This window comes from Pseudoalteromonas sp. APAL1, assembly GCF_021532475.1.
In the GTDB taxonomy this organism is placed as follows: Bacteria; Pseudomonadota; Gammaproteobacteria; order Enterobacterales; family Alteromonadaceae; genus Pseudoalteromonas; species Pseudoalteromonas lipolytica_C.
The window spans coordinates 73,370-98,470 of sequence record NZ_JAKGAW010000011.1; the positions used below are offsets into that span (position 1 = coordinate 73,370).

A 25,101-nucleotide genomic window follows, 5' to 3' on the forward strand; every position below is an offset into this window, starting at 1 on the left:
ATGAAACGTCTTTTTATTCTAGTGTGTTGTATTACTTTTCTTGGTTGTGCAGGCAAAAGTAATAACACCGTTTATCAGCAGATAGGCGGCCAACAAGGTATTGAAAGTCTGGTCGATAGTTTTATCAATCAAATAGGCCGTGATGCTGATATTTTGCCTTATTTTAAGCAAACGAATGTTGCACACTTTCGTCAAGGATTCATTATCCACTTGTGCAGTGTTACCAATGGCCCATGTGAGTATCAAGGTGATAGCATGGTCGATATCCATACTGGCATGCATATCACTGAAAAAGACTTTAATCGAGTTGTTGAACTATTAATAAACGCGATGGATGAGCAACAGATCCCGCAAACAGTGCAAAACAAGATTTTAAGCCGTTTAGCACCCCTTCGCCCTGAAGTCATTAATATTTAGCTTTTAACAAACTTTTTATTGATGGCTGAAACAAAAATGTAATTTATGTACAATGGCCGGCATTATCAACTATAAAGCTGTAAAAAATGCAACTATACTTTGATGTTCAACATCTTTATTACATTCCGCAGTACACCCCTGTATTAAAGGAGTTGTTATCAAATGGTCACCAAGTGTCGATGGTTTTCTATGAAAATCAAGATGCACGCAGTTTGGCTGCATGTAAAAGGTTTATAGAAGAACAGGGTATTAATGCGTTTTGGTTAACAAATAAAGAGGAAACCTTCTCTTTCTATCAAAACTCAGACGCAGATTGGGTTATTTTTGGTAATACCTTTGCCGGGGCTGAGCAGCTCAATAAGAAAACGGCGTTGATGCAACATGGTATTGGCCCCAAGCAGTGTTATTATGATGTATCGCATAATAAAACAACGGTACGTTTTGTTGAGGGAGAGCACAGGTTGCAGCGCCTCCAAGCGTTATACCCAGACGGTAACTTTGTTGATAGTGGCTACGCCAAATTAGATCCTATTTTCAACCAAACAATGAGTCATATTGATCTCAGTCGCTTAGGGTTAGACCCTAGTAAAAAAACACTTTTATATGCCCCTACTTTTTATCCAAGCTCGATAGAGTGTATGAGTGACAGTTTTCCTGCACACTGTGAGAAGTTTAATATCATCATTAAGCCGCACTTCTTTAGCTTGTTTAAACAAAAGTACAAAAAGCAGCGAACAAAACTTCAGCGATGGTCAGAGTTTAAAAATGTTTATGTAGCGAACGAGCATGACTTTGATCTAACGCCTTTTTTAGCAATCGCTGATATTATGGTATCTGATGCTTCATCAGCCATATTTGAATTTGCAGCACTTGAAAAGCCTGTCGTATGGTGTGATTTTTATAAGTTACGCTGGTCATATCGTGGTATTTTTTCATTCCGACTTAAATCTCGATTAGATGAAGATATTAAATACTTCAACAAGCTTTGCTCACGGGCAGGAGACTATAACGAGTTGCAAACTATACTTAACTCCGATTTTTGTGAGACAGCAGAGTTTAAAGAGTCAAGAAAACACATTATTAATAAACTAGCGGGTAAAACGGACGGTCGCTCAGCTAAAAGAATAGTATCTTATTTAGAGGAGCATAAATGAAACGTGTAATAACGTTTGGAACATTTGATATTTTCCATGTGGGTCATATTAATATTTTGGAACGGGCAAAAGCTTTGGGCGATTATTTAATCGTTGGAGTATCTTCTGATGAACTAAATCAAACTAAAAAGGGTCGTAAGCCTGTATATAGTGAATCAGACAGACTGAAAATTATTAGTTCTCTAAAGTGTGTTGATGAAGTGTTTGTCGAACACTCTCTTGAACTAAAAGGCGAATATATTAAAAATCATCAAGCTCACCTACTTGTTATGGGCGATGATTGGGCAGGACGCTTCGATCAATTTAAACATCTATGCGATGTGACTTATTTAACGCGAACCCCTTCTATATCGACTACAGAAATAATTGAGGTCGTAAGGCAGCCATAATACTGTCATCTAAAATTAACATAATAGCTATATGCACATTTATCTTCTTTCTAATTTAGGTTTTAAGATTTTCTCATATGGCTTTTATTTTTATCTCTCGCAGCAATGTACATGCACGCTATTATAAAAAATTAATTAAACAACTATCCTTCAATTGCACACTGCATATTATGGGCGTACCGCGATTAGGCGCTTTAAAATACCTAAAAATAGCGTCGCAAGTTGACTTTAATAAAGTTATTGCAAATCAACTATTACGCAAGCAGGCACGAAATAGCTTGTGGAGTAATGCAGTAATCATAAAAGTTTATACGATGTTTATGTTATGTGTAGAGCGCTGCCGCTTTGCTAAGTACTATGATTTACTTAAATCAGAGTCACCCGAAGCACTGGTGATTTGGAATGGTAATAAGCTGCCAAATATCACAGTATGTATGGCTGCTAAACAGCTAGGACTGACTACTTATTTTTATGAAAATGGGCTGCTACCGGGCACGACTAGTTTAGATCCGAGTGGTATTAACTATGCTGCATCTTTGCCAAGAAACAGTCAGTTTTATTTGAATTTCGACAAAGCTAACCAGCTACCATTTTCAGCTCCTGAGTTAATCCCTCGTATAAATCATAAAAAGCGTTGTCAATTTGATGCTATTGAGCTGCCTGAAAGGTATCTTTTTGTGCCTTTTCAAGTGCCTCATGATACACAGATAGCATGTTATTCACCTTGGTTAAAATCAATGGAAGCGTTATATGATGCAGTTGTGGCCTCAGTGAGAGAATTAGCAGATCCAAACCTTAAAGTTGTATTTAAAGAACACCCATCTTGGCATAAGCATTATGCGCACTTGTACGACAAAGACGACGTTGCAATTTTTGCAAATGGCAACTGTACTCGAGAACTCATTAATGGCGCTGAAGCAGTGATTACAATTAACTCGACAGTTGGCTTAGAGTCCTTATTACTTGATAAACAAGTGATTGCCTTGGGGCTTGCTTGTTACAACATTGATGAGCTTGTACTACACGCCAGTGATCAAGCTACTTTGATTAAGTGCTTAGAAAAACTACAAAATGGCTGGCAAGCAAATAGTATTGTAAGAGATAAATTTTTTACTTACTTAAAGCATGTGTATTGCTTGCCCGGTGTTTGGAAAGAATGTACAACTGAGCATGTTGAAGCGGTCGAAAAGCGCTTAACTCAGCAAGATACATTTGCACAGCTATCGCAAAAGGAAAGTTAATGAAAAACATTGTCTCGCCAGAATGGCTTAACGAGCATTTAAACAACGATAATTTGGTTATTTTTGATGCCGGAATGGTGCGTCCTGGCCTGTCTGGGGAATATGCGCCTAAAGCAATGCTACCTAATGCACAGCGTTTTGATTTTAAAAATACGCTGGCAGATAGCACTAACCCTGTACCAAGTATGATGTGCAGTAGCGAGCAATTTGAAGAGCAAATGCAGCTTGCGGGGGTTAACCAAGATTCACTGGTTGTAATTTATGAAGACCAAGGCTTATTCAGTTCAGCGCGTGCATGGTGGATGTTTAAAGCCATGGGGTTTGATAACGTAAAAGTTTTAAGTGGCGGTTTAGCTAAGTGGCAGGCACTTGGCTTTGCAACACAAGCAAGCTATTCAGCTGCTTCTGGGCAAGGCAATTTTGTTGCAAGCCCGCGCGCTGATTACTTTATTAGTGCTGAGCAAGTGCTTAACTCACTTGATGAGCAAAGTACACTAACACTCGATGCACGCCCTTATGCTCGATTTACAGGAGAGCAAGCTGAGCCGCGTGAAGGTATGCGCAGTGGTCATATTCCTAATAGTCGTTGTTTATCGCTGTCAACCGTATTGAATGATGGTGAGCTTAAACCGCTTAGCGAGTTGCAGGCATTATTTGAGCAACATATAGCGCCGCATCATACCCAGTTGCAATTTAGCTGTGGTTCGGGTGTGACCGCTTGTGCAATAGCATTGTGTGCCGATGAATGCGGTTACGCTAACTTACGTGTTTATGATGGTTCTTGGAGTGAATGGGGCGCTCGTCACGACCTACCTATTGAAACAGGCCCGCATCAATAAACTCAGCGTAATTTTGCCAGCTGCCGATACTGTTTTTATTCAGTGGCTGGCGAATTTGCTTTTTACTCGCGGTGGCTGATGCTGCATTGTTGTTATAAAAATTTAGACAGTTTTCTTGCCAGCTTAAATCACAAAAAGCATAGAGCTTCTGAGTTTGTTGGGCAGGCTCGGCCACTAATTGCTCATAGCTTTGTAAAAAAACGTTTTCAGGATACTTGTTGGCAAAATGACTGACTAAAGCCAAGTAATCTTGATGGAATGAGGCTATATCTTCAAGTGTAAAGCTGTAGTGATGAAACACACTTTGCGGGCTATACATCTGCCTAAAATTGGCAATGCTGCAATCACGCCACTCTCGTTGCATACAAACGATTTTAGCATTAGGAAATGCCGCTAAAATAAAATCAATATAGTAAAAGTTAAATGGCTGTTTATCACAACTTATAAGGCCATCACTCAGCAGCTTTGCTCTTTGCTGATAGCTAGCGAGTGCTTTAGTTACAGCGGTTGATGAATAAGCTTTATCAAGCATTTCGCTATCAATCACACGAGCTGATTGCGTGGCGTGTTGTATCAATTGCGCAATATCATTTAATTCCCCATTACCTCGTAGCTGTGTACTTTGATTAAGGATTTTTTCTACTAAGGTTGTGCCAGAGCGGGGCATGCCAACAACAAAAACTGGTGAGAACTCAGAGTCACTACTTGCAAGTACTTGCTGCTTACTTTGCGTAATGAGTTTTTGACAAAAGCGGTGGTGTTGGGTTGCTTGATAATTAAGTTTACTCGCTATGGCTTGCTTACTTAGTGCAAAGTACTTAAATGCATTTTTGTAGTCATTGAGGTGCTCATAATTAAGAGCAAGACTATGAAAATACACTTGTTGTTCAACAATGCTTTTTTCTTTATCCGCCAAAGTTTGTAGTTTTTGAATATGTTGCTCTGCATCTACATCAGTATTGAGTTCAGCCTGCGAATAGTGGGCTTGATAAAAGCGAGGTTGCTTTGTAGTTAGTTGCTGTAACAAGCTTTTAGCTTCATCGAACAGTCCGTGAATTTTATAACACACCGCCAAATTATAGCTAATTTGTAGGTTATCCTTGTTGCGTTGGTAGGCTGCTTTTTGCAAGTTAAGAGCGTCGTCATAATGCCCTAAACGGGTGGCAATATTAGCTAATGTATCAAAGTCAGCGGCGCTAAAGTCAGCTGTTTGCAACGCGCTTTGATAGTGCACAGCTGCATTACTTACTTTGCCTAACAGTACGTATAACTTGGCAAGGGCTAAATGGTAAATCGCAAAAGAGGCTAGGCTTAGCGCTTTTTCAAGGAGTTTAATCGCTTTGTTGATATCACCAGCTGCGGTGTTAACTTCGCTGAGTAAAAAGTAACAAACGTGGTCTTCAGGATTTTGCTTTAGGCGCTGCACAAGTAGGTGATGTGCATCGTTCAGTTGCTTGTTGCTTAACAACTGTTGGATATGAGCGCGAAGCGCTTGTTGGGTATCATTTAGCATAAGCGCATTGTATACCAATTCGCCATAATACTTAATTATTTTAAGGCTTATACCAATCCCAATAAAAGCCCTGCCTAAAAGTGGCAAGGCTTTTATGGGTATGTTTAATTACAGCTCAAAGTTGTAGCTAAACTTCATACCGATAGTACGAGGCGCGGTGGTGTAGTGGCCATAAACACGCTGTAGCTCAGGTAGCTCTTTATTAAGCTCAGCATATTGCGACATACCAGCCCAAGACTTATCACGACGTACAGAAGTGAATGCGTACTTATCGAATAAGTTGTCTACGTAAAGCGTTGCAGACCACATATCACCAGTAATTTTGGCAGATAAGTTACTTAGTGCATAACCAGGTAATACTTCGCCGTCTGCTTTTAGGCCTACTTTGGTGATCACATCGCTTTGCGCTGTGATACCGTAGTTTACACTTAATAACTTATCACCTAAGACATCTTGCTCGTAACGAAGACCAAACGAGAATTGATGCTCAGGAGCGCCCGGTAAACGGTCGCCTTTAGCACCATCATAGTAGCTTTGGTATTGCGCTAGGTCGTCGCCTAATACACCAAATAAGTAAGGCGCATCTTCGGTTAATTCAGCCTTTGCATACGCATATGTTGCATACGCTGCCCAGTTATCACCAATCATTGCGCGAGTAGAAAGTTCAACACCTTTAGAATTAGCAGAGCCTGCGTTCGAGGTAATTAATTCTTGGCCATTTACAGTGCTGCTACCAACTTGCGCATCTTTCCAATCAACATTAAATAGCGCTGCATTGAAGTGTAGGCGGTTACGTAACCATGACGACTTAAAGCCTAGCTCGTAGTTGACTGTTGTATCTGGCTTGTAATCTTCTTCGTTTGGTAGAGCACAAACAATTTGTTGCTCAGGTAGTACATCAGGGCACGGGGCAATACCGTTACCACCACCAATACGGAAACCCTCACTCACGGTAAAGTAAGCAAGCACACCATTATCGAATGTATAGTTAGCATTAAACTTGAATAAGTTTCCGTTATCGCTGGCGCTTACATTTTCCATAACTAGATTATCGAGTGAATCAAAATCCCCTGAGTAAAGTGGTGTTGCAGAACCTGATGTTGTTGATACATCGTATTCGTAAAAACGAGCACCCAAAGTTACATCAAACTGATCTGTGATGCTGTAGCCGATTTCACCAAAAAGTGCTTTTTCAGTGGTTTCACTATCTGAAATTAGAATGTACTCAAGGTCTTGTTCAACATTTGGAATGCCGCCACCCCAGTACTCAGTCAGACCCGGCGTGTACTCACGATCATCTGAGTAGCTTTCTACTTTGTTATAGAAGCCACCTACAATCCAGTTAAAAGCACTACTGCTATTTGAAACTAAACGAAGTTCTTGCGTAAACGTATCACGGTCTGAGGTGTCGTGTGTATAGCCAACAAAAGAAGGGAAGTCGGCATAACCTGACCAAATATCGTAAAGAAGATCAGTTTGATCGCGCTGACCAGACTGTTCATAGCTAGACCAACCAGATGCAGATACCAGCTCAGCAAAACCAAGATCTGCTTTTACTTCTAAGCTTAATAAATCGTTTTCTTCTTCGCCAGGCTCAAGTACACGAGCTACGTTTTCGTACTTTCCTGGGATGCCTTGTAGCGCACTGCTATCAGCAAGTGAGCCGTATTGCGATGTTGAGTTACCGCCATTTTCTTGCTTTTGATAAAAGTAGTTAAGTGTTGCATCAACATCTTCGGTTGCAAGCCAACGCAGTGATAAACGTGCTGTGGTAATTTGCTCGTCGTTAACATCGCTTACGCTTTTTAAGTTGGCGTTTACATCGCTGCTGTCTGAAAAGTCAGGGTTCGGGTTTGACACTCCAGGCTCTTGAACAACGTGCGTATAGTCAATGTAACCAGGGTTATCGTAATAGTTTAAGCTGGCACGAAATGCGAGTTTTTCTTCAATAAGCGGAGTGTTGAATACCACGCCAAACTCACCGCCGGTGCCGTCGCTTTCGTTGATACTAAATACATCGCCTGTAACCTGACCTTCTGTTAGATCTAGATCGGGCTGCTTAAGTAAGTAACGGATCGCACCGCCTAAAGTTCCCGCGCCATAAAGTGTACCTTGTGGACCAATTAACACCTCTACACGGTCAACATCAGTTAAACGTAAGTCGATGCTAAGTGGAATTTCACCAACATAAGTGGCCACTGTGCCACTATCAGAAATACGATCAGAGGTATTTGTGTTTAAACCACGAACGATTATCGGAGAACCTTCACGGCCACCTTGATCAGAAATTGTTAAGCCTGGTACCCAGCGCGCGACATCTTCAAGATCACCAATGTTTTGGTCGCTAATTACATCGCCATTTAGGGCTGTGATATTAAGCGGTGCATCTTGCACTGAACCTGCACGTCGTGTTGCAGTGATTTGAATAGTTTCAATTGATTTATCAACTTCTATTGCATCTTCAGCTGCAAACGCCATATTGCTATTGATTAAAACCGCAGAAATTGCACTTGCAAGTAGAGCAGGCTTAAAGGTGTTCATGATTGATTCCGATTATGTTGTAGTAAATTTATGCTCAAAAATTAAACAAAGTTAATAATTTAAGCGTAATTCTAGAGTGAATTAGTGAATTTATATCCAATTATAATGTATTTTTATTCTTTTCGTCATGTCTTATTTGCAAAAAAATTCACGTTATTTGAATAAATACTCTAGTGAGGAGTCGTTAGTCATTGAAGGGACAATGAGTACACCCGTTGGTGCAGCACTTACCACGCTTTAAAAAGAACCAGCGGCTAAACACCATATAGTTGTTTTCTAATGTGTAATCGAGGTTTTCAATCAAATTACCATGCTGGTAAAAGGGTTTCGCAAAGGCTATTTGCTCAGCCAGGGGCTGTTCATATAGTTTTGATAAAAAGATATTTATCTGTTTTATAGTACACTCACGACATAAGCAGGATGTTGCATTATTAATAGGTAAGATTGCAGGCAGTTCGTTACACCAGCAGGCATTTATATCATCAGCACGACATGTTAATGAGGCACCGCAGTGTGAGCAGGTAAGGGTTGTCATTGAGTCAAGGATTAACCGGTCAGTTTAAAAGGTAAGCATAGCAAATGGATAAATTACACGCATTAAGTCAGTTCGCTTGTTTTGGGGAGTTTTGGGATGAGGCTATCACTGTAATTGCTGCCTGCCCAGATAGCCAAGAGGGTGAATATATATTGACCAAGACAGTATTTCGCCAAGTTCTAGAGCGGGCCATTAATGGTGAAATTGATTTTGATGATCTGGTGCTTTGGGCCAGTGTTTTAGAGTCTCGACAAGATATAGATGAGAGTGCCGTTGAAGGTGCTGTGTATGCTTTAAGTAATCATGAACAAATGGGTGAACTTACAAAGATGACATTAGTAAGGTTGTTAGCCTTGGTATAAAAATAACTCATCATTAGATGGTAGATTTCTATTACCATTAATTTTAGCTACAATGTGCGCCGTTTAATTTTTCGGTAATCACAGTGGCTAATATTTTTAATAACGCAGTTTTAGCGCTTCGCGCACAGCAAATGAGCGAATCAAGGCGCGAATTTAAAGCACGAGGTGCAAAGCTTACGCGTTGTGAGCGTTGTTTATTAGCTGAAAACTATTGCATTTGTGAAGGTGTTGAACAAGCGCAGTGTAATGCCGCAGTGTGTTTACTGATGTATCATAATGAAAGCTTTAAACCATCGAATACAGGGCGTTTGATTGCTGAAATTATTCCTGAAAACTATGCCTTTAAGTGGGACAGAACAGAACCTGATCACGCATTATTAGCCTTATTACAAGACCCACAATATCAGCCAATGGTGATTTTTCCGGCGAGTGATGTTGAAGATGAAACGCGAGTAATCGATGAAGTATCGCCACAGCAAGGTAAGCGCCCATTGTTTATCTTTTTAGATGGTACTTGGCGTGAAGCAAAAAAGATGATTCGCAAAAGCCCTTATTTAGATAACTTACCTGTATTGTCTATTACCCCAGAAAAGCTTTCAGATTATCGTTTACGAGTTGCTCCACATGAGCATCAACTTGGTACAGCTGAGGTCGCGATAATGGTGCTTGCGCTTGCTGGTGAAGTAGATGCTACACAAAAGCTCGAAACGCACTTTATAAAGTTTAGGGATGCATATTTACTAGGAAAGCGAAATAAAGGACGCCCAGAGTAATACTAATTTGCTTAATTAATCCCTCAAAATGATTAAGTATTGTTGCGGATTGGAATAACTATTTTCAGGCAAAAGAAAAGCGCGAACTATTGCTAGTCGCGCTTGCGGAATCTTCTTAATTTTTTGCATCCTGCAATTGAATCTAATCAACTCCCTAAACTTTGCCTATCCATGCGATTGCACTTTACTTTTTGGTTCTATGCAATGTAAGGCTTTCCAGCCTTGTTTCCTTGTCACTCCTTTACATCCATGCGGGTAATTTCTTTACCTATCCTTTACGCGTCGTCCTGACACTATCCATATGTTAGCAATTCCATTGCGATACCTTTCGGCCTGTCCTTTAATCCACTTTTGAAACATCCTGTATAACAACGTCCTGTTGTTATGCCATTTCACATCATCCTGATGTTGTCCTTAGTGTGTCATTCCATTGCGTTACTCTTCCTAAGCCTGTCCTTAGTTCCTTTTTATCCTAATGAACCTTATTCCGCGGTTTTATGAGTAATACTTCCATATCCGTTTACTCATTAAGCTTCTTGCTTAGTTGTTGTATATAAGTATAGGGAATTAGTGAGCATCGAATAGGTCAAAATCGCAATTAAAATAACGGTTACATTATTGTAATTAATAATAAATCACTATTTATCAATGTTTTAAGCTTTTTTAGGGGCAGTTTTTCGAGTTTTTTTACTCAATAACTGCCATTTAGGTGAGATATATCTTACAAGTAAGTTCTCAAATGGCAGTACATAAAGTTATAGGGGGAATATAAACGGGTGCACTTTTAGCAGAGTATAGGTAAAATATTTTGATAATTGTTATTATTTAGGTGCCAACAATGAAAAAAACAGCCTTACTGATTTTGACTACTTTAATGAGTACGTCAGCACTTTCTGCCGATGTGGTTAATATTTATTCGTTTCGTCAACCATTCTTAATTCAGCCAATTTTAGATGACTTCACCAAGCAGACTGGTATTAAAACCAATGTGGTGTTTGCGAAAAAAGGCTTAATTGAACGTGTGAAACGTGAAGGTAAGCACAGCAAAGCTGATTTGGTGCTTACTTCAAACTTTAGCGCACTTATTCAATTAGAAGATCTTGGCTTAACTCAATCAATAAAAAGCGATGTTATAGATGCAAATGTTCCTAGCACATTTCGTGATGCTGATGGCCAATGGATCGCTTTAACGAAACGAGTTCGTAATGTTTACTCTTCAAAAGAGCGTGTTGGCGCACTCGCTGATTTAAGTTATGAAGACTTGGCTGATCCCAAATATAAAGGCAAAATCTGTACTCGCTCAGGTAAGCATCCATACAATTTAGGTTTAGTTGCTTCTATGGTTGCGCACCATGGCGAAACAAAAACTAAACAATGGTTAGAGGGCGTTAAAGCCAATTTAGCACGTAAGCCACAAGGTAACGACAGAGCGCAAGTCAAAGCTGTGAAAGAAGGATTATGTGATCTGGCATTAGGCAACAGCTACTATTTTGGTAAAATGATGCAAGATGAGCAGCAAAAGTCATGGGCTGAAGCGGTTAATATTAACTTTCCAAACCAAACCAATCGTGGCTCACATATTAATGTTTCGGGTGTTGTTATGACGCGATACGCTAAAAATCCGGAAAATGCCTTGAAACTGATTGAGTATATGACCGACAATAAAGCGCAAAATATGTATGCTTCGGTCAATATGGAATACCCTGTAAAGCAAGGGGTTGCATTGTCTGAGATGGTTGCGTCATGGGGTGAGTTTAAAGAAGATAGTCTTGCTCTTGATGAAATAAGTAAATACCGTCCTGTTGCGTTAAAGCTTATTGACGAAGTAAAGTTTGACTTATAACGAGGTTTTTCCTCGTCTTTTATAAAAGCTGTTTTTTAACAGCTTTTATTTTATCTGGTATTAATCCACTTATGCATGTGAAGTTTTCGTTGTCGCGTTGGCAAGTATTGGCTTGGCTAATCGGTTTGCTACTTGTTACGCCGCTAGGTTTTTTATTGTTTGAATCTCTGCAAGGTGGTTCGGATGTCTTTCAGCATTTATTCGATACTGTTTTGTGGGACTACACGCGTAATACCCTTGTACTCATAGCTGGGGTTGGGCTATTGAGCTGTGTTATTGCGCTGCCGCTTGCGTGGTTGACTGCGTACTGTGAATTTCCTGGTCGAAAACACTTTGAATGGGCACTGATGCTGCCTTTGGCAATGCCAACTTATCTCATTGCTTATGTTTATACGGACTTACTTGATTATGCTGGGCCTGTGCAAATTGCGCTCAGGGACTGGTTTGATTGGCAGTCACCCGATGATTATTGGTTTTTTGATATTCGAACTTTGCCGGGTGCAATTATTATGATTGCATTAGTGCTGTATCCGTATCTTTATCTTATTTTTAAAACGGCCTTAAGAGAGCAATCTTTTAAATTAGTGCAAGCTAGTCAGTTAATGGGGTTATCGCCATTACAAAGCTTTTTACGGGTAAGTTTACCGCTTGGTCGAGGGGCGATTGTGGCAGGAGTTACGTTAATCAGTATGGAAGCTATGGCTGATTTTGCCACTGTTAATTACTTTGCAGTGAGCACACTAACGACCGCTGTTTACGATACCTGGCTTGGCTATTATTCATTAACCGCTGCGGCAAAAATATCAGGCATTATGCTGCTTATTTTGTTTCTCACTATTATGGTTGAGCGCTTTAGTCGTCGTAATCAAGCTGTGTATGAACGCCAGTCGAGCATTAACAGCGCAACTTTATATCGCTTTAAAGGTAGCACAGCATGGGCTGCAAGTTTAGTCTGCACAGTTGTGTTGGTACTTGCTTTTGTCTTGCCAGTTGGAGTGCTTGTTAAATACGCCATTGTTTATGCGGATGAAGCATGGAATGGGGCATTTTTTAATTATGCTTGGCAGAGCTTTAAAGTCGCCATTGCTGTCAGCCTAGTGACAATCCTTCTTAGCTTGTTGGTACTGTTTTATCAGCGTATTGCTAAACAAGCGTATCCACTCATTCCGGGGCGTTTAGCAAGTACGGGTTATGCGCTACCGGGTACGGTACTGGCGATTGCGGTATTGTTACCACTAACACAAATTGATGATGCACTTAATCAATGGCTTGAACCAATAGGTTTATCGCCGGGTTTACTTCTGAGTGGGACATTATTTGCGATGATTTTTGCGTATATTGTGCGCTTTTACGCGATTGCACATGGCGCCCTTGAAAGCAGCTTTTTACGTATTAGCCCTTCTCTTGATATGGCAAGTCAATCTATGGGTAAAAGTGCATTTCAAACCTTGTATAAAGTACATCTGCCTTTACTTAAACGCGGCATTTTAACCGCTGGGCTTCTGGTATTTATTGAATGTATGAAAGAGCTACCCGCGGCCTTGTTATTACGACCGTTTAATTTTGAAACTCTTGCAACTCATGTTTTTCAATATGTTAGTGATGAGCAGTTAGAGTTAGCGTCTATCTCAGCCCTGTTTATTGTGTTAGTCGGGCTTATTCCTTTGTATTTCGTTAATCGTTCGATGGAGCAAAATCATTCATGAGTCATTTGATAATTAAAAATTTAGCTTATCAATACAATGGCACTAAGGTATTGGATGCGCTTAATTTGAATGTTGAACAAGACGAAATCGTTTGCCTGCTTGGGGCAAGTGGTTGCGGTAAAACAACGACTTTAAAAGCGATTGCCGGAATTATAGAGCCCTCACAAGGTTTTATGAGCATTGATTCGCTTGTCGTTAATGACGACAAGCATTTTGTTGCACCAGAAAAACGTAATATTGGCATGATGTTTCAAGATTACGCGTTATTTCCTCACTTATCGGTGAGCGACAATATTGCATTTGGTTTAACCAATATGAGTAAGTCGCAAAAGCGTGAGCGCGTGGATGAAATGCTGAGCTTAGTTAAGTTAACTGGCTGTGCAGAACGTTATCCGCATCAATTATCAGGTGGTCAACAACAGCGTGTTGCAATTGCTCGTGCGCTTGCTTATAAACCCAGCTTGTTATTACTTGATGAGCCATTTTCTAATATCGATACGCAGGTTCGCTTTGAGTTAATTGCCGACATCCGCCGTATCATTAAAGCTCAGCAAGTATCAGCAGTGTTTGTTACCCATTCGAAGGAAGAGGCGTTTGCGTTTGCTGACACCTTGGCTGTAATGCATGGTGGAAAAATAGCCCAACAAGGCTCATCAGAACAGTTATTTAGCCAACCTAACTCAAAGGAGGTTGCAGAGTTTCTTGGTACAGGCATATACTTAACGGCGAAAGTCTTAACGCCAACTGAATACGAAACGGCGTTTGGTGTAATACATTCACTCACAGTAAATAACAGTGCTCACAAACAAGGGCAAGTTTATGTACGGCCTCATTATATTCAGTTATGTGAAGCTGATCAGAGTGATGAAAATAGCCTGACAATTTTGCACAGACGCTTTATAGGCACACGTTATGTTTATCGTGTGAATATAGCGGGGCAGGAGTGTGAAGTCGCTGCAGAGCAAGACCGCGTGTTTGCAGTTGAGCAGCCTGTAAAAATAAAAATAATGCCGCACACAGTCAATTTTTTTCATGATTAGTACTGCTTAACAATCTTGAATTCTTGGCTAGGTGCAAATAACGAGAAGCTAAGGATTCACTATGGCGCAAGCGCAATCTGGGATTTGTGCTGAAGCAAACTTACATGGTTTGCACCTGTTTTTTAATGTTTATGATGGCCATGACGAGTCATTACGTAAAAAGCTAAAACGCGTGAGCGTCATTCAAGATGAGTTTGCGGATCAGTTCTCAGAAGCCATGCTGTCGTGCGTGGTTGCGCTTGGTGCGCAATATTGGCCGCATATTTTGCCTGAGTTTATTCCAAGTCAATTACAAAGCTTTCCTAATGTGACTCATAGTGAACATGTTATGAGTGCACAGCCATTTGATTTATTTGTTCAAATTCGTTCAGACCGTGAAGATGTTAATCATCTTTTTGCCCTACAGATCCTGAAATTATTTACGCCAGATGTAGAGCTTGTGGAGCAAGTGCGTAACTTTCGTTTTTTAGATGGCCGCGACTTTAACGGCTTTATTTATGCGGGTGACACCCCTCATGGTAGACAAAAACGCAGTACGGCATTGATAGACAGACCGGGGCATTTTGAAGATCAAGGCAGCTACATTCATGTTCAGCGCTTTGTGCACGATTTAAGTGTTTGGCAACATTTGTCGTTATCAGAGCAAGAGCAAATTATGGGGCGTACTCGGCTTGATAACACCTTAATTATGCCTGCACTCGAAACTAGTCATGCAGTTCGTAGTGAACTAAAAGATGAAAATGGCCAGCCGTTGATACTTAATCAGAGCATGCCGTTTGGTGATGTTCATAAGCAGGGTATTTTAATGGTGTCATGTGCCGCGCAAGGTGATGCGTTTGAGCAGGTATTAAAGAGTCGCTTGGGGCAGGGCGATTGCTACGACCATTGGCTTGATTTTACTCAAGCCGATATGGGGTCGGCGTTTTTCGCCCCGTCAGTAAACTTTTTGAAGCAGCTTTAAACTGTATCGAATAAAGTGCGCACGCGATCAAGCGTGACATCTATTTCAGAAATCTTTGCAGGAGCGATAAAAATTGTGTCGTCACCTGCAATTGTACCAAGTACCCCATCAGCTTTACCTAATGAGTCTAGTAAGCGCGCGATAAGTTGTGCTGCACCTGGGCTGGTACGAATAATAATCATCATTTCGTTATGCATAATATCGATAACGAGTTGACGCAATGGGCTTTTCGCTGTTGGTACTCCCATTTCAGCGGGTAAGCAATACACCATTTCTTGTTTTGCATTACGGGTGCGTACCGCGCCAAACTTACTTAACATGCGAGAGACTTTACTTTGGCTTATGTTGTCGAAGCCTTGATCTTTTAATGCTTCGACAATCTCACCTTGTGAGCCGAAGTTTTCTTCTTTTAATAGCGCTTTGAACGCTTTGATTAGTGCTTCTTGTTTGTCTTGTGGTTGCATGTTGCCGTATCTGTAGTCATAAAACGTGAAGTAATTCTACACAACTCTGCATACTTATGCAGTACTAGTTTACATTTCTCGCCCTAAATGCTGTGTGTTTACAGTATAGTTTACAACTATGGTCGAAATTATACGCGAAATAAGCAGGATAAATTTGTTTTTAGTCGCTAATTTCATTATCTTTAGGGCCACAAATATTTCCTACCTCAAATTACGGAGAATTCCAATGAAAGTTGCTGTTTTAGGCGCAGCTGGCGGTATCGGCCAAGCATTGTCTTTATTATTAAAAACAAGTTTACCTGCAGGTTCTGAATTATCATTATACGATGTTGCCCCTGTTGTTCCTGGTGTAGCGGTTGATCTTTCTCACATCCCAACAGACGTTAAAGTTGAAGGTTTCGGTGCTGATAACCTAGACGATGCTTTAGTTGGTTGTGATATCGTTCTTATCCCAGCGGGTATGCCGCGTAAGCCGGGTATGGACCGTGCGGACCTTTTCAACGTAAACGCAGGTATCATCAAAACATTAGCTGAAGGCATCGTTAAAAACTGTCCTAAAGCGTTAGTTGGTATCATTACTAACCCAGTAAACGGCACTGTGCCAATCGTTGCTGAAGTATTCAAAAAAGCGGGTACTTACGATGCTGGCCGTGTATTCGGTATCACAACACTTGACGTGATCCGTTCAGAAGCATTTGTTGCTGAACTTAAAGGTTTAAGCGCTACTGACGTTAAAGTTCCAGTGATCGGTGGTCACTCAGGCACAACAATCCTTCCTCTTCTATCTCAAGTTGAAGGTGTTACTTTCACTGACGAAGAAGTGGCAGCATTAACTCCACGTATCCAAAACGCAGGTACTGAAGTTGTTAACGCTAAAGCGGGTGGCGGTTCAGCGACTCTTTCAATGGGTGCAGCAGCAGCACGTTTCTGTATGTCTTTAGTTAAAGGCTTACAAGGTGAAGAAGTGGTTGATTACGCATACGTTGCAGTTGAAAACGGTGACGCAGCATACTTTGCACACCCAGTACGTTTAGGTAAGAACGGTGTTGAAGAAATTCTTTCTTACGGTGAATTAAGCGCTTTCGAAGAGCAAGCTAAAAACGACATGCTTGAAACGCTTAATAAAGACATCCAAGAAGGTGTTGATTTCATCAACGGTTAATTCCGATAGATGATAGGTGCTATTAAAGCACCTAAAACAAATAAAGCACCTAAAACAAAAAAGCCTGCATATGCAGGCTTTTTTAATGGCTCGAATAAATAGAGTTTAATGATCGCGGGCAACGGCGATGCGTGCCAAGCTCTCTAATGCTTGCTTGTATGGCGTTTCTGGTAAAAATGCAATACAGGCGATGGCTTTATCTGCCTCTTGCTCTGCCTTTTGCATTGTAAACTCAAGTGCTTTGGTATCAGCTAACGCCTCAAGAATACTGTCTAGGTGATCCATACCATTGCCAAGTTCAATTGCTTCACGAACGAGCTTGATTTGCTCTGGCGTGCCTTTTTGCATGGCATAAATAAGCGGTAAGGTAGGTTTACCCTCGGCTAAATCATCACCAATATTTTTACCAAGTTGCTCAGCATCGGCGTTGTAATCAAGCACATCATCAACAAGCTGAAAGGCTGTTCCTAAATGCATGCCATAAAGGTTTAATGCCTCAAGCGTTTTATCATCTTGTTCAGTGATAATTGCTGCAAGGCCAGTTGCTGCTTCAAATAACTTAGCTGTTTTGCTGTAAATGACCTGCATATAGCTTTGTTCTGTGGTGTCAGGATCGTTACAGTTCATTAGCTGTAATACTTCACCTTCAGCAATGACATTCGTTGCATCAGCTAAAATTTCCATGATTGGCATTTTACCAAGACCAACCATCAACTGAAATGAGCGTGTGTAAATAAAATCACCAACTAGCACGCTAGCGGCATTGCCAAACTCAGCATTTGCTGTAGGCGTACCACGACGTAAATGTGACTCATCAACAACATCATCATGCAGTAAAGTTGCAGTGTGAATAAATTCGATGATAGTGGCCAGTGTAATGTGGTCTTTACCTTCATAGCCTAAAGCTTTTGCTGCTAAAATGGCCAACATAGGGCGAACACGCTTACCACCGCTGTTTACTATATATAAACCGAGTTGCTTGACCAATGCGACATCTGAGCGCATTTGGGCATGTATAAGTTGATTGACGTCATTCATCTCATGATCGATTAACGTCTGGATAGCTTTTATATCCATTGATCTCCGAGCCAATATTTATGGGTATACGAGGCTGATTGTACAACAAAAAAAGCACTTGCTCGATATTTTGTGCTGATTCAGTAAAAAAACACTGTAAAGTTTTTTATTTTAAATCAAATTTGAACAGTTAATTGTAGTTGTTTGGTTGAATAGTAAACATGCTTGCATTTATTTAACGGCGCTTTTGACGTGTTAATTTAATTGTCATGAGATCGTAAAAACCGCTTGGCATACGGTGTTTTTAGGATAGAATAAGGAAAAATATTGAATTGCTCTCAATGCAGCTATTTTTTATTCATTTTATAGCAAAAGAGGCTTGCTAGTTTTTGCGCATTAGCGTAAACTTCGCGCCCTATTGAAGAATATTTTAGTTGCGTCGATTTGAGGGCGCACAGACGGAGTTAATTATGTACGCGGTTTTCCAAAGTGGTGGTAAACAGCACCGTGTGACTGAAGGTCAAACAATTCGTCTTGAAAAATTAGACGTTGAAACTGGTGCAGCAGTTGAATTTGATTCAGTACTTTTAGTTGCTGATGGTGAGAAAATCGAGATCGGTGTACCGTTCGTAAACGGTGGTAAAGTAACAGCTGAGGTTGTTTCACACGGTCGCGGTGAGAAAGTGAAGATTGTTAAATTTAGACGTCGTAAGCATTCTCGTAAGCAAATGGGCCATCGTCAATGGTTCACTGAAGTTAAAATCACTGGCATTAGCGCTTAATTAGAGGTACTGAGAAATGGCACATAAAAAAGCAGCTGGTAGTACTCGTAACGGTCGCGATTCAGAAAGCAAACGCCTAGGTGTTAAGCGTTTTGGTGGCGAATCAGTTCTAGCGGGTAGCATCATTGTTCGTCAACGTGGTACTCGTTTCCACGCTGGCGCAAACGTAGGTATCGGTAAAGACCACACTATCTTCGCAAAAGCAGATGGTAAAGTTCAATTCGAACAGAAAGGTCCTTTAAACCGTAAATACGTAAATATCGTAGCTGAGTAATCATCTCGATATTTGAAAAACCCCGCCTTTGCGGGGTTTTTTGTTTTAAGGCAAATAATAAGGCGTGTAAATATATATCTAAGCTAAGCCTGCAATCAGAAGGGCTTAGGTATATAATAGAGTTATTAACAAGCCAATCTTAAAGTGAGTAATCATGAAGTTTGTAGATGAAGTAGAAATTCGTTGTGACGCGGGTGATGGCGGCAGCGGTGTCGTATCTTTCCGACGTGAAAAATATGTACCAGACGGCGGTCCTGATGGCGGCGATGGCGGCGATGGCGGCAGCGTTTATCTACAAGCCGATGAAAACTTAAATACCTTAATTGACTATCAATTTGAGCGTTTTCATAAAGCAGAGCGCGGCACAAATGGCCAAAGCCGTAACATGACAGGTAAAAAGGGCGCTGATTTGACGCTTAAAGTACCTGTAGGTACGCGTATCACTGACGTTGACACTGAAGAGTCACTAGGTGATTTAACTAAACATGGTCAAAAAATTGTAGTTGCGAAAGGTGGTTTCCATGGCTTGGGAAATGCACGTTTTAAATCAAGTACTAACCGTGCACCACGTCAAAAGACACTAGGTACACCTGGTGAAGTTCGCAGCCTACGTTTAGAGTTAATGTTACTTGCAGATGTTGGCTTACTTGGCTTACCAAATGCCGGAAAATCAACGTTTATTCGCAGTGTTTCAGCAGCGAAACCAAAAGTGGCGGATTATCCGTTTACGACGCTAATTCCTAACTTAGGCGTGGTTCGTCCTGATGCAAATAAATCATTTGTGATTGCTGATATTCCAGGTCTTATTGAAGGGGCTTCAGAAGGTGCAGGGCTTGGTATTCGCTTCTTAAAGCACTTAGAGCGTTGTCGTGTATTACTACACATTATTGATATTATGCCAGTTGATGGCACCAACCCTGTTGATAATGCCTTTGCAATTATTAACGAGCTGCACCAATACAGCCCTAAACTTGCAGAAAAGCCGCGTTGGTTAGTTTTCAATAAGATTGATTTATTGCCGGAAGATGAAGCCGAAGCGCTATGTAATGAGATTGCTCAAGAGCTAGGTGAAGAAACTAATGTTTACCGCATCTCTGCAGCAAATAAGCAAAATACCCAAGCATTATGTCATGACATCATGGCGCTGCTTGATAGTATGCCGAAAGAAAAATTTGCTGAAGAAGAGAAAGAAGAAGTTGAATTTAAGTGGGATACTTACCATCAGAAAGCAACATCTCAAGACGATGATGATTGGGATGACGACTGGGACGATGATGACTACGATGTAGAAGTTATCTACCAACGATAAAATTTGAAACTGAAAAGGAGCCATGCGCTCCTTTTTTATTAATAAGAAAAAAGTATTAAGGTTTAGTGTGAAAATTTCAATGATTGCTGCTATGGCAAATAACCGAGTAATAGGTCAAGACAACCAAATGCCATGGCATTTACCTGCCGATCTGCAACACTTTAAAAAAGTAACCATGGCAAAGCCGGTGATCATGGGGCGTAAAACGTTTGAATCAATTGGTCGTCCATTACCTGGCCGTCAAAATATTATTATTACTCGTAATGCAGATTACAGTGCACAAGGCATTGAGGTAGTCACTTCGCCTGAGGCAGCGTTGGCATTAGTCGCTGATGTTGAAGAAGTCATGATTATTGGTGGCGGAAATATCTACGAACAGTTTTTACCTCAGGCTGAGCGATTATATTTAACGTTCATCGATCTTGAAGTTGAAGGTGACACTCAGTTTCCAGATTACGAAAGTGTTGCTAATTGGACGGTTGCTGAGCAAGAACAGCATCAGCCTGATAACAAAAACCCTTATTCGTATACCTTTGTAACCCTGTATAAAAATTCGTAACATTATTGCGGTAAAACTAATTGGTTGGTATAATAATGCCCGATATTTCTACGAAGAAAGTATTGCATAAGGGCAAAATATGATGAAGTTATCTAACTTATTACTCGTGGCGGCAGTTGTTTCGGCTTCGGTTGCGTATACCGCACCAGCGAAAGCTGATGACCAATTAGCTGTATCTATCTGTGAATATATCGCGGCAGATGATAAAAACCGTTTACGTGATAAGCTTAAGAGCTCACGTGTTAAAATTCGTAACATTTTTGACGCTGTAAAATGTAATGGTAATAATATGCTTCGTCATGCTATCGAGAGCGGTGCTGCTGATACTGGTGAGTACATTGTTAAGAACTTATCAAAAAGCTCTTTAGAAGATGGTGCTGACATCGCATGGGCTGAAGCAAATGGCCATGGTGGTTCACCACTAATCGCTGTTATTAAGGACCGCGCAGGTCTTTAATACTAAAAGTAAACAGATTTTGAAAAAACCGCACAGAGTGCGGTTTTTTTATTTGTATTATGCCAATACGTAATAATGCTTAATCATGCTGAGACAATAAAAAGAGTAAGCCCAGCGATAGGCTAGGCTTTAGTCAACATTCGTGTTTTTAATTGTTAACTAAACTTATCAGTTTCCTTTTCTAAATCAGTTGTTAGACCTTTAATTAGATCAGTTGCTGTGTGCGCTTGATTAGAAACATCTGCCGTTTGTGATGCTGTATCAGAGATGATAACGATACGTTTGGCAGTGTCTTCGCCTGCATCGAGCTGTTCTTTAGCGGCAATTGCGATTTGGTCGCTCATTTGTGCTATGGCACTTAGTGAGCTGGCAACACGCTTTAACTCATCATTGGCTTTTGTGGATTTTTGCACGGTTTGTTCACTGGTTGAAATACTTAGCGAGACAGCAGATTTGGCATCCTGAGTTGCTGCTTGTAACTTGCCAATCATATTACGTATTTCTTCTGTGCTGGTTTGTGTGCGCTGAGCAAGTCCGCGAACTTCGTCGGCAACCACAGCAAAGCCTCGCCCTTGTTCGCCGGCGCGCGCAGCTTCTATTGCCGCATTAAGCGCAAGTAAGTTAGTTTGCTCAGCAATACCTTGAATAACGCTGAGCACATTTGCGATGTTATTTACTTCATCATCAAGCACTTGAATATTATTACCAGCGCTGTCAATTTGTTGCTCTAAAAGCGCGATAGTGTCAGCAGCCTCGCTGGTTAAGTGGCTGGCACTTTGACCTTGTTGCTCCGCCTCTTGCACTGAGTAGGCCGCTTGTTCTGCATGTTCAACAACTGTTTGCGCCGAAGCTGTTAACTCAGTGATAGCAGAAGCAACCATTTGAGTTTCTTCGTTGAGGCTACGAGTAAGTTTATCGAGCTCAACAGAGCGTGATTCGTTATCAACACTTTGGTTCTTTAGGCTATCTGTAACGCCTTTTATACCGTCCACAACGCCACGTAAGCCTTGCTGCATGTAATGCATAGCAGCAATAATGCTTTCAGGTGGGGCATCTTGGCGAATATGTGAGTTTAAGTTGCCGCGAGAAACGTTTTTAACAATACCGATTACTTCGTCAATTTCGCCGCCTAAGGCATTGGTGAGTGATGAGCCAAAGCGAGCAATAGCAAAAGTAAGTGCAATAGTGATGAGCATTGATAAACCCAGCAACCACTTTGCGGTATTCCAATAACGTTCATCAACTTCCTTGGCGCTAATACCTGTACCAACATACCAGCCAAACAGCGGTGTTTTTTGTACTACAGAGGTTAAATCAACGGTTTCTCCATCTCGCACTGAATCCCAGTGATAGGTGATGATTTTATTGGTTGTATTACCCACGAGGTTTTCGACCATACGGCCGATGCTGTTGCCACTGGCATCTTTAAAATCGTTAAAGCTGGTGCCGTGCAGTTCAGGGTCGTGAGGAGTCGCAACAAAATCTAAGTTGTTGTCGACAACATAAACATATTCTGATTCGTGGTATTTATTTTCACGAAGCACCTGAATAGCGAGTTGTTTTGCTTGTGCTTCTTCGAGTTGATTGTTTTTAACCATCAACTCAAATTGCTCAACAATATTGGTGGTGCTCTTCATGAGCTGGTTGATACGCGCGATGTTGTCGCTTTCGCTGGCATGGCGTAAAGATTGTAAGCCAAGTAAAGCTATCGCAGATAACGCAATAAACATAGCGATAGCAAATAAGGTGATTTTTGTTTTTAAAGCTAATCCTGATAACACAGTCAGCCTCCTTTATTATTTCCCCTTATTACTTCTACCACGTTTGTATTATTTTATTAAGTAAAAATGACAGCGTTATCATGATATTTGCTCAAGTACCTATTTAGAGCTTCAGTTCGGCTTCTGTAAGCGCTCGATATTCACCGCTTGCAAGGCTTTCGTCGAGGGTGATGTCAGCTATTTTTTCACGATGTAATTCAACAACTTTATTACCTACAGCGGCAAGCATTCGCTTAACTTGATGGTATTTACCTTCGCAAATAGAAAGGCGTAAGCTGTAGCTTGCAAGTTTTTCAACAATAGCAGGGCGAGTTAGCTCTTTCTCGTTGTGCAATTGCACCCCTTGCTCTAACGCTGCAATTGCCTCGTCTTCAATAGGTTCTTGAGTTTCAACTAAATACGTTTTGAATTTGTTATGCTTTGGTGCGGTAATTTTATGCGACCAGTCACCGTCATTAGTGATCAGCACTAAACCTGTGGTATCGATATCTAATCGACCTGCAACATGAAAGTCGCTCATGTTTGGCTCATTGATTAAATCAAATACAGTAGGGTGAAGGTCATCTTTATTAGCGCATACATAACCTGCAGGCTTATGTAGCATGTAGTAGCGTTTACCTAAAAATACTAGTGGCTCACCTTGCCAGCGAATATCATCATCTTGTGTTACAGACAAATCGAATGAGGTAATCACCTCACCATTAACAGTGGCGTATTTGCGTTTAATACCAGCTCTGGTCTTACTGCGCGGTAACTCAGCAATATGGCTAATAAATTTATCTAAACGGCATGGAAATTTCATTGGGATCACATTTTTAGTCAGCTACAATGGCGGCGAGTATAGCGGATACTAGTTACCTATGACAGTACAGCAAGGACAAATATTACAGCACTACCAAACAGAGATAGCGAATGGCAACTTAACTGAGGATGTCGCTCAAAGAGCAGCTATAATCGCACTGGATCAGTTATCACAATTGCTAACTACGCCAAGTCATTGGTGGCAAAGAGCAAAGCCGATTAAAGGTGTGTATTTGTATGGCCCTGTTGGTCGCGGTAAATCAATGCTAATGGATATATTTTATCAACGAGTTAGCATTGAGGGTAAAATCCGTTTGCATTTTCACCATTTTATGAAGCAAGTGCATGAGCGCTTAACTCAGCTGCAAGGGCAGAAAAATCCGCTAAATGTGATTGCTAAAGAATGGGCAGAGCACATTCGCTTGATTTGTTTTGATGAGTTTTTTGTGTCTGATATTGGCGATGCCATGATCTTAGGAGGCTTATTTAAAGCCTTGTTTGAGCAGCAAGTAGTGTTAGTCGCGACCTCAAACTGCCAACCGGAGCAGTTATATCGCAACGGTTTACAGCGAGCACGATTTATACCCACTATCGATTTATTAAATGAGCATTGCCATGTTTTAAGTGTTGAAGGCGACACAGATCATCGCTTTCGCTTTGGCAAACAAACCGCATATTATTTTATTAATAACAAAGAGGCGCTAACAGAGCGCTTTTTAGAGCACGAGCAAGCTATACAAAAGCAAACAACGATAGAGGTTTGCCACCGCGAGCTTAGCTGTGTAATGCAAGCTCAAGACGCCATTATGTTTGATTTTATGACACTTTGCTCAGGACCCAGAAGCACCGCGGATTATATTTATTTGGCAGAGTGTTTTCAGCGTGTTTATTTACTCAATGTGCCAGTAATGGGGCGTGGAGCAACGGGAAAACAAATTGTGCATGGCATTGAAGATAGTTATCAGCGAGAAAAACAGGATTTACAAGAACACTTTTTAGATGATGAAGCACGGCGCTTTATTGCTTTGGTTGATGAGTTTTATGATCGCAACCGATTACTGGTGATCTCGGCCGAGGTCGGTATAAGCGATTTATATCAAGGGCAAAAGCTGGCATTTGAGTATGCGCGTACCGAGTCTCGACTAGTTGAGATGCAAAGCTGGAAAAGATAAAAGGCGCAT

At 40.9% G+C, this 25,101-nt stretch carries 25 protein-coding genes; 18 read left to right on the forward strand and 7 right to left on the reverse strand.

What is annotated here, in order from left to right; genetic code table 11:
* From L1264_RS07690 to L1264_RS07710, 5 genes are all read left to right on the forward strand, one after another.
* Positions 1-417 (forward strand): group I truncated hemoglobin, encoded by a 417-nt coding sequence (locus L1264_RS07690; RefSeq protein ID WP_135926319.1) that lies wholly within the window; start codon positions 1-3, stop codon positions 415-417.
* 86 nt (positions 418-503) lie between these two features.
* On the forward strand, positions 504-1,571 hold the full coding sequence (locus tag L1264_RS07695) for a CDP-glycerol glycerophosphotransferase family protein (protein ID WP_135926139.1): 1,068 nt from the start codon (positions 504-506) through the stop codon (positions 1,569-1,571).
* Positions 1,568-1,960 carry an adenylyltransferase/cytidyltransferase family protein gene (locus L1264_RS07700; protein WP_135926138.1) on the forward strand — a complete coding sequence of 131 codons (393 nt, stop codon included), beginning with the start codon at positions 1,568-1,570 and terminating at the stop codon, positions 1,958-1,960. The genes L1264_RS07695 and L1264_RS07700 overlap by 4 nt, the downstream gene beginning before the upstream one ends.
* A gap of 77 nt (positions 1,961-2,037) precedes the next feature.
* A complete protein-coding gene (locus L1264_RS07705; protein ID WP_199527356.1) occupies positions 2,038-3,201 on the forward strand; it encodes a capsular polysaccharide export protein, LipB/KpsS family in 1,164 nt (387 codons plus the stop codon).
* A complete protein-coding gene (locus L1264_RS07710; RefSeq protein ID WP_138557021.1) occupies positions 3,201-4,040 on the forward strand; it encodes a sulfurtransferase in 840 nt (279 codons plus the stop codon). Before L1264_RS07705 ends, L1264_RS07710 begins: the two co-directional genes overlap by 1 nt.
* On the opposite strand, the gene L1264_RS07715 is transcribed toward L1264_RS07710, so the two are convergent.
* From L1264_RS07715 to L1264_RS07725, 3 genes are all read right to left on the reverse strand, one after another.
* Entirely contained in the window at positions 4,015-5,553 is a 1,539-nt protein-coding gene (locus tag L1264_RS07715) for a tetratricopeptide repeat-containing sulfotransferase family protein (protein ID WP_199527357.1), read from the reverse strand. The genes L1264_RS07710 and L1264_RS07715 overlap by 26 nt on opposite strands.
* A gap of 108 nt (positions 5,554-5,661) precedes the next feature.
* Positions 5,662-8,094: a TonB-dependent receptor gene (locus L1264_RS07720; protein ID WP_199527358.1), complete on the reverse strand. Its 2,433-nt coding sequence runs from the start codon at positions 8,092-8,094 to the stop codon at positions 5,662-5,664.
* A gap of 184 nt (positions 8,095-8,278) precedes the next feature.
* Entirely contained in the window at positions 8,279-8,629 is a 351-nt protein-coding gene (locus tag L1264_RS07725) for a DUF5522 domain-containing protein (RefSeq protein ID WP_135926133.1), read from the reverse strand.
* A gap of 44 nt (positions 8,630-8,673) precedes the next feature.
* On the opposite strand from L1264_RS07725, the gene L1264_RS07730 reads away from it, so the two are divergent.
* The 6 genes from L1264_RS07730 (at position 8,674) to L1264_RS07755 (ending at position 15,314) form a co-directional block, all read left to right on the forward strand.
* The gene (locus L1264_RS07730; RefSeq protein ID WP_135926132.1) at positions 8,674-8,991 is read left to right on the forward strand and encodes a hypothetical protein; all 318 of its coding nucleotides are present in this window, start codon (positions 8,674-8,676) and stop codon (positions 8,989-8,991) included.
* A 131-nt stretch (positions 8,992-9,122) separates the two neighbouring features.
* The gene (locus L1264_RS07735; protein ID WP_135926318.1) at positions 9,123-9,764 is read left to right on the forward strand and encodes a tRNA-uridine aminocarboxypropyltransferase; all 642 of its coding nucleotides are present in this window, start codon (positions 9,123-9,125) and stop codon (positions 9,762-9,764) included.
* An 838-nt stretch (positions 9,765-10,602) separates the two neighbouring features.
* Positions 10,603-11,607 carry a Fe(3+) ABC transporter substrate-binding protein gene (locus tag L1264_RS07740; protein ID WP_138557017.1) on the forward strand — a complete coding sequence of 335 codons (1,005 nt, stop codon included), beginning with the start codon at positions 10,603-10,605 and terminating at the stop codon, positions 11,605-11,607.
* 71 nt (positions 11,608-11,678) lie between these two features.
* Positions 11,679-13,313: an ABC transporter permease gene (locus L1264_RS07745; RefSeq protein WP_199527359.1), complete on the forward strand. Its 1,635-nt coding sequence runs from the start codon at positions 11,679-11,681 to the stop codon at positions 13,311-13,313.
* Entirely contained in the window at positions 13,310-14,353 is a 1,044-nt protein-coding gene (locus L1264_RS07750; RefSeq protein WP_199527360.1) for an ABC transporter ATP-binding protein, read from the forward strand. Before L1264_RS07745 ends, L1264_RS07750 begins: the two co-directional genes overlap by 4 nt.
* Before the next feature lie 61 nt (positions 14,354-14,414).
* Positions 14,415-15,314, forward strand: coding sequence for a Dyp-type peroxidase (locus L1264_RS07755; RefSeq protein ID WP_135926128.1), 900 nt, complete (start codon positions 14,415-14,417; stop codon positions 15,312-15,314).
* Here the strand turns inward: L1264_RS07755 and argR are convergent.
* Positions 15,311-15,778, reverse strand: coding sequence for a transcriptional regulator ArgR (gene argR / locus L1264_RS07760; protein WP_138557014.1), 468 nt, complete (start codon positions 15,776-15,778; stop codon positions 15,311-15,313). The genes L1264_RS07755 and argR overlap by 4 nt on opposite strands.
* A 226-nt stretch (positions 15,779-16,004) precedes the next feature.
* Between argR and mdh the strand changes: the two genes are divergently transcribed.
* The gene (gene mdh, locus L1264_RS07765; protein WP_138557013.1) at positions 16,005-16,940 is read left to right on the forward strand and encodes a malate dehydrogenase; all 936 of its coding nucleotides are present in this window, start codon (positions 16,005-16,007) and stop codon (positions 16,938-16,940) included.
* Between the two features lie 105 nt (positions 16,941-17,045).
* On the opposite strand, the gene ispB is transcribed toward mdh, so the two are convergent.
* Positions 17,046-18,017 carry an octaprenyl diphosphate synthase gene (gene ispB, locus L1264_RS07770; RefSeq protein ID WP_235403856.1) on the reverse strand — a complete coding sequence of 324 codons (972 nt, stop codon included), beginning with the start codon at positions 18,015-18,017 and terminating at the stop codon, positions 17,046-17,048.
* Positions 18,018-18,427: 410 nt separating this feature from the next.
* Here ispB and rplU point away from each other — a divergent pair, with 410 nt between their 5' ends.
* The 5 genes from rplU to L1264_RS07795 all read left to right on the forward strand — a co-directional run bounded on the left by rplU (position 18,428) and on the right by L1264_RS07795 (position 21,338).
* A complete protein-coding gene (gene rplU / locus L1264_RS07775) occupies positions 18,428-18,739 on the forward strand; it encodes a 50S ribosomal protein L21 (protein ID WP_036965957.1) in 312 nt (103 codons plus the stop codon).
* A 16-nt stretch (positions 18,740-18,755) separates the two neighbouring features.
* Positions 18,756-19,013, forward strand: a complete 258-nt coding sequence (gene rpmA, locus L1264_RS07780; RefSeq protein WP_054551015.1) for a 50S ribosomal protein L27 — start codon at positions 18,756-18,758, stop codon at positions 19,011-19,013.
* Positions 19,014-19,167: 154 nt separating this feature from the next.
* Positions 19,168-20,322, forward strand: coding sequence for an Obg family GTPase CgtA (cgtA, locus tag L1264_RS07785; protein WP_135926125.1), 1,155 nt, complete (start codon positions 19,168-19,170; stop codon positions 20,320-20,322).
* Positions 20,323-20,401: 79 nt separating this feature from the next.
* A complete protein-coding gene (gene folA, locus L1264_RS07790; RefSeq protein WP_135926317.1) occupies positions 20,402-20,881 on the forward strand; it encodes a type 3 dihydrofolate reductase in 480 nt (159 codons plus the stop codon).
* A gap of 79 nt (positions 20,882-20,960) precedes the next feature.
* Positions 20,961-21,338: a DUF3718 domain-containing protein gene (locus tag L1264_RS07795; protein ID WP_135926124.1), complete on the forward strand. Its 378-nt coding sequence runs from the start codon at positions 20,961-20,963 to the stop codon at positions 21,336-21,338.
* Between the two features lie 155 nt (positions 21,339-21,493).
* Here L1264_RS07795 and L1264_RS07800 read toward each other — a convergent pair whose 3' ends face one another.
* A complete protein-coding gene (locus L1264_RS07800; RefSeq protein ID WP_199527379.1) occupies positions 21,494-23,068 on the reverse strand; it encodes a methyl-accepting chemotaxis protein in 1,575 nt (524 codons plus the stop codon).
* Between the two features lie 154 nt (positions 23,069-23,222).
* Positions 23,223-23,921 carry a 16S rRNA pseudouridine(516) synthase RsuA gene (gene rsuA / locus L1264_RS07805; RefSeq protein ID WP_199527361.1) on the reverse strand — a complete coding sequence of 233 codons (699 nt, stop codon included), beginning with the start codon at positions 23,919-23,921 and terminating at the stop codon, positions 23,223-23,225.
* 58 nt (positions 23,922-23,979) lie between these two features.
* Here rsuA and zapE point away from each other — a divergent pair, with 58 nt between their 5' ends.
* The gene (gene zapE, locus L1264_RS07810) at positions 23,980-25,092 is read left to right on the forward strand and encodes a cell division protein ZapE (RefSeq protein ID WP_199527362.1); all 1,113 of its coding nucleotides are present in this window, start codon (positions 23,980-23,982) and stop codon (positions 25,090-25,092) included.
* Positions 25,093-25,101 lie beyond the last annotated feature (9 nt).

Excerpts from the sequence above, each read along its gene's own strand:
- L1264_RS07750 (WP_199527360.1), top strand. The coding sequence starts at position 13,310 with ATGAGTCATTTGATAATTAAAAATTTAGCTTATCAATACAATGGCACT.
- ispB (WP_235403856.1), bottom strand. The coding sequence starts at position 18,017 with ATGGATATAAAAGCTATCCAGACGTTAATCGATCATGAGATGAATGAC.
- rplU (WP_036965957.1), top strand. The coding sequence starts at position 18,428 with ATGTACGCGGTTTTCCAAAGTGGTGGTAAACAGCACCGTGTGACTGAA.
- rsuA (WP_199527361.1), bottom strand. The coding sequence starts at position 23,921 with ATGAAATTTCCATGCCGTTTAGATAAATTTATTAGCCATATTGCTGAG.
- L1264_RS07795 (WP_135926124.1), top strand. The coding sequence starts at position 20,961 with ATGATGAAGTTATCTAACTTATTACTCGTGGCGGCAGTTGTTTCGGCT.
- L1264_RS07740 (WP_138557017.1), top strand. The coding sequence starts at position 10,603 with ATGAAAAAAACAGCCTTACTGATTTTGACTACTTTAATGAGTACGTCA.
- zapE (WP_199527362.1), top strand. The coding sequence starts at position 23,980 with ATGACAGTACAGCAAGGACAAATATTACAGCACTACCAAACAGAGATA.
- argR (WP_138557014.1), bottom strand. The coding sequence starts at position 15,778 with ATGCAACCACAAGACAAACAAGAAGCACTAATCAAAGCGTTCAAAGCG.
- mdh (WP_138557013.1), top strand. The coding sequence starts at position 16,005 with ATGAAAGTTGCTGTTTTAGGCGCAGCTGGCGGTATCGGCCAAGCATTG.
- L1264_RS07710 (WP_138557021.1), top strand. The coding sequence starts at position 3,201 with ATGAAAAACATTGTCTCGCCAGAATGGCTTAACGAGCATTTAAACAAC.
- folA (WP_135926317.1), top strand. The coding sequence starts at position 20,402 with ATGATTGCTGCTATGGCAAATAACCGAGTAATAGGTCAAGACAACCAA.
- cgtA (WP_135926125.1), top strand. The coding sequence starts at position 19,168 with ATGAAGTTTGTAGATGAAGTAGAAATTCGTTGTGACGCGGGTGATGGC.
- L1264_RS07730 (WP_135926132.1), top strand. The coding sequence starts at position 8,674 with ATGGATAAATTACACGCATTAAGTCAGTTCGCTTGTTTTGGGGAGTTT.
- L1264_RS07720 (WP_199527358.1), bottom strand. The coding sequence starts at position 8,094 with ATGAACACCTTTAAGCCTGCTCTACTTGCAAGTGCAATTTCTGCGGTT.
- L1264_RS07695 (WP_135926139.1), top strand. The coding sequence starts at position 504 with ATGCAACTATACTTTGATGTTCAACATCTTTATTACATTCCGCAGTAC.
- L1264_RS07745 (WP_199527359.1), top strand. The coding sequence starts at position 11,679 with ATGCATGTGAAGTTTTCGTTGTCGCGTTGGCAAGTATTGGCTTGGCTA.
- L1264_RS07755 (WP_135926128.1), top strand. The coding sequence starts at position 14,415 with ATGGCGCAAGCGCAATCTGGGATTTGTGCTGAAGCAAACTTACATGGT.
- L1264_RS07800 (WP_199527379.1), bottom strand. The coding sequence starts at position 23,068 with ATGTTTATTGCGTTATCTGCGATAGCTTTACTTGGCTTACAATCTTTA.
- rpmA (WP_054551015.1), top strand. The coding sequence starts at position 18,756 with ATGGCACATAAAAAAGCAGCTGGTAGTACTCGTAACGGTCGCGATTCA.
- L1264_RS07715 (WP_199527357.1), bottom strand. The coding sequence starts at position 5,553 with ATGCTAAATGATACCCAACAAGCGCTTCGCGCTCATATCCAACAGTTG.
- L1264_RS07700 (WP_135926138.1), top strand. The coding sequence starts at position 1,568 with ATGAAACGTGTAATAACGTTTGGAACATTTGATATTTTCCATGTGGGT.
- L1264_RS07705 (WP_199527356.1), top strand. The coding sequence starts at position 2,038 with ATGGCTTTTATTTTTATCTCTCGCAGCAATGTACATGCACGCTATTAT.
- L1264_RS07725 (WP_135926133.1), bottom strand. The coding sequence starts at position 8,629 with ATGACAACCCTTACCTGCTCACACTGCGGTGCCTCATTAACATGTCGT.
- L1264_RS07690 (WP_135926319.1), top strand. The coding sequence starts at position 1 with ATGAAACGTCTTTTTATTCTAGTGTGTTGTATTACTTTTCTTGGTTGT.
- L1264_RS07735 (WP_135926318.1), top strand. The coding sequence starts at position 9,123 with ATGAGCGAATCAAGGCGCGAATTTAAAGCACGAGGTGCAAAGCTTACG.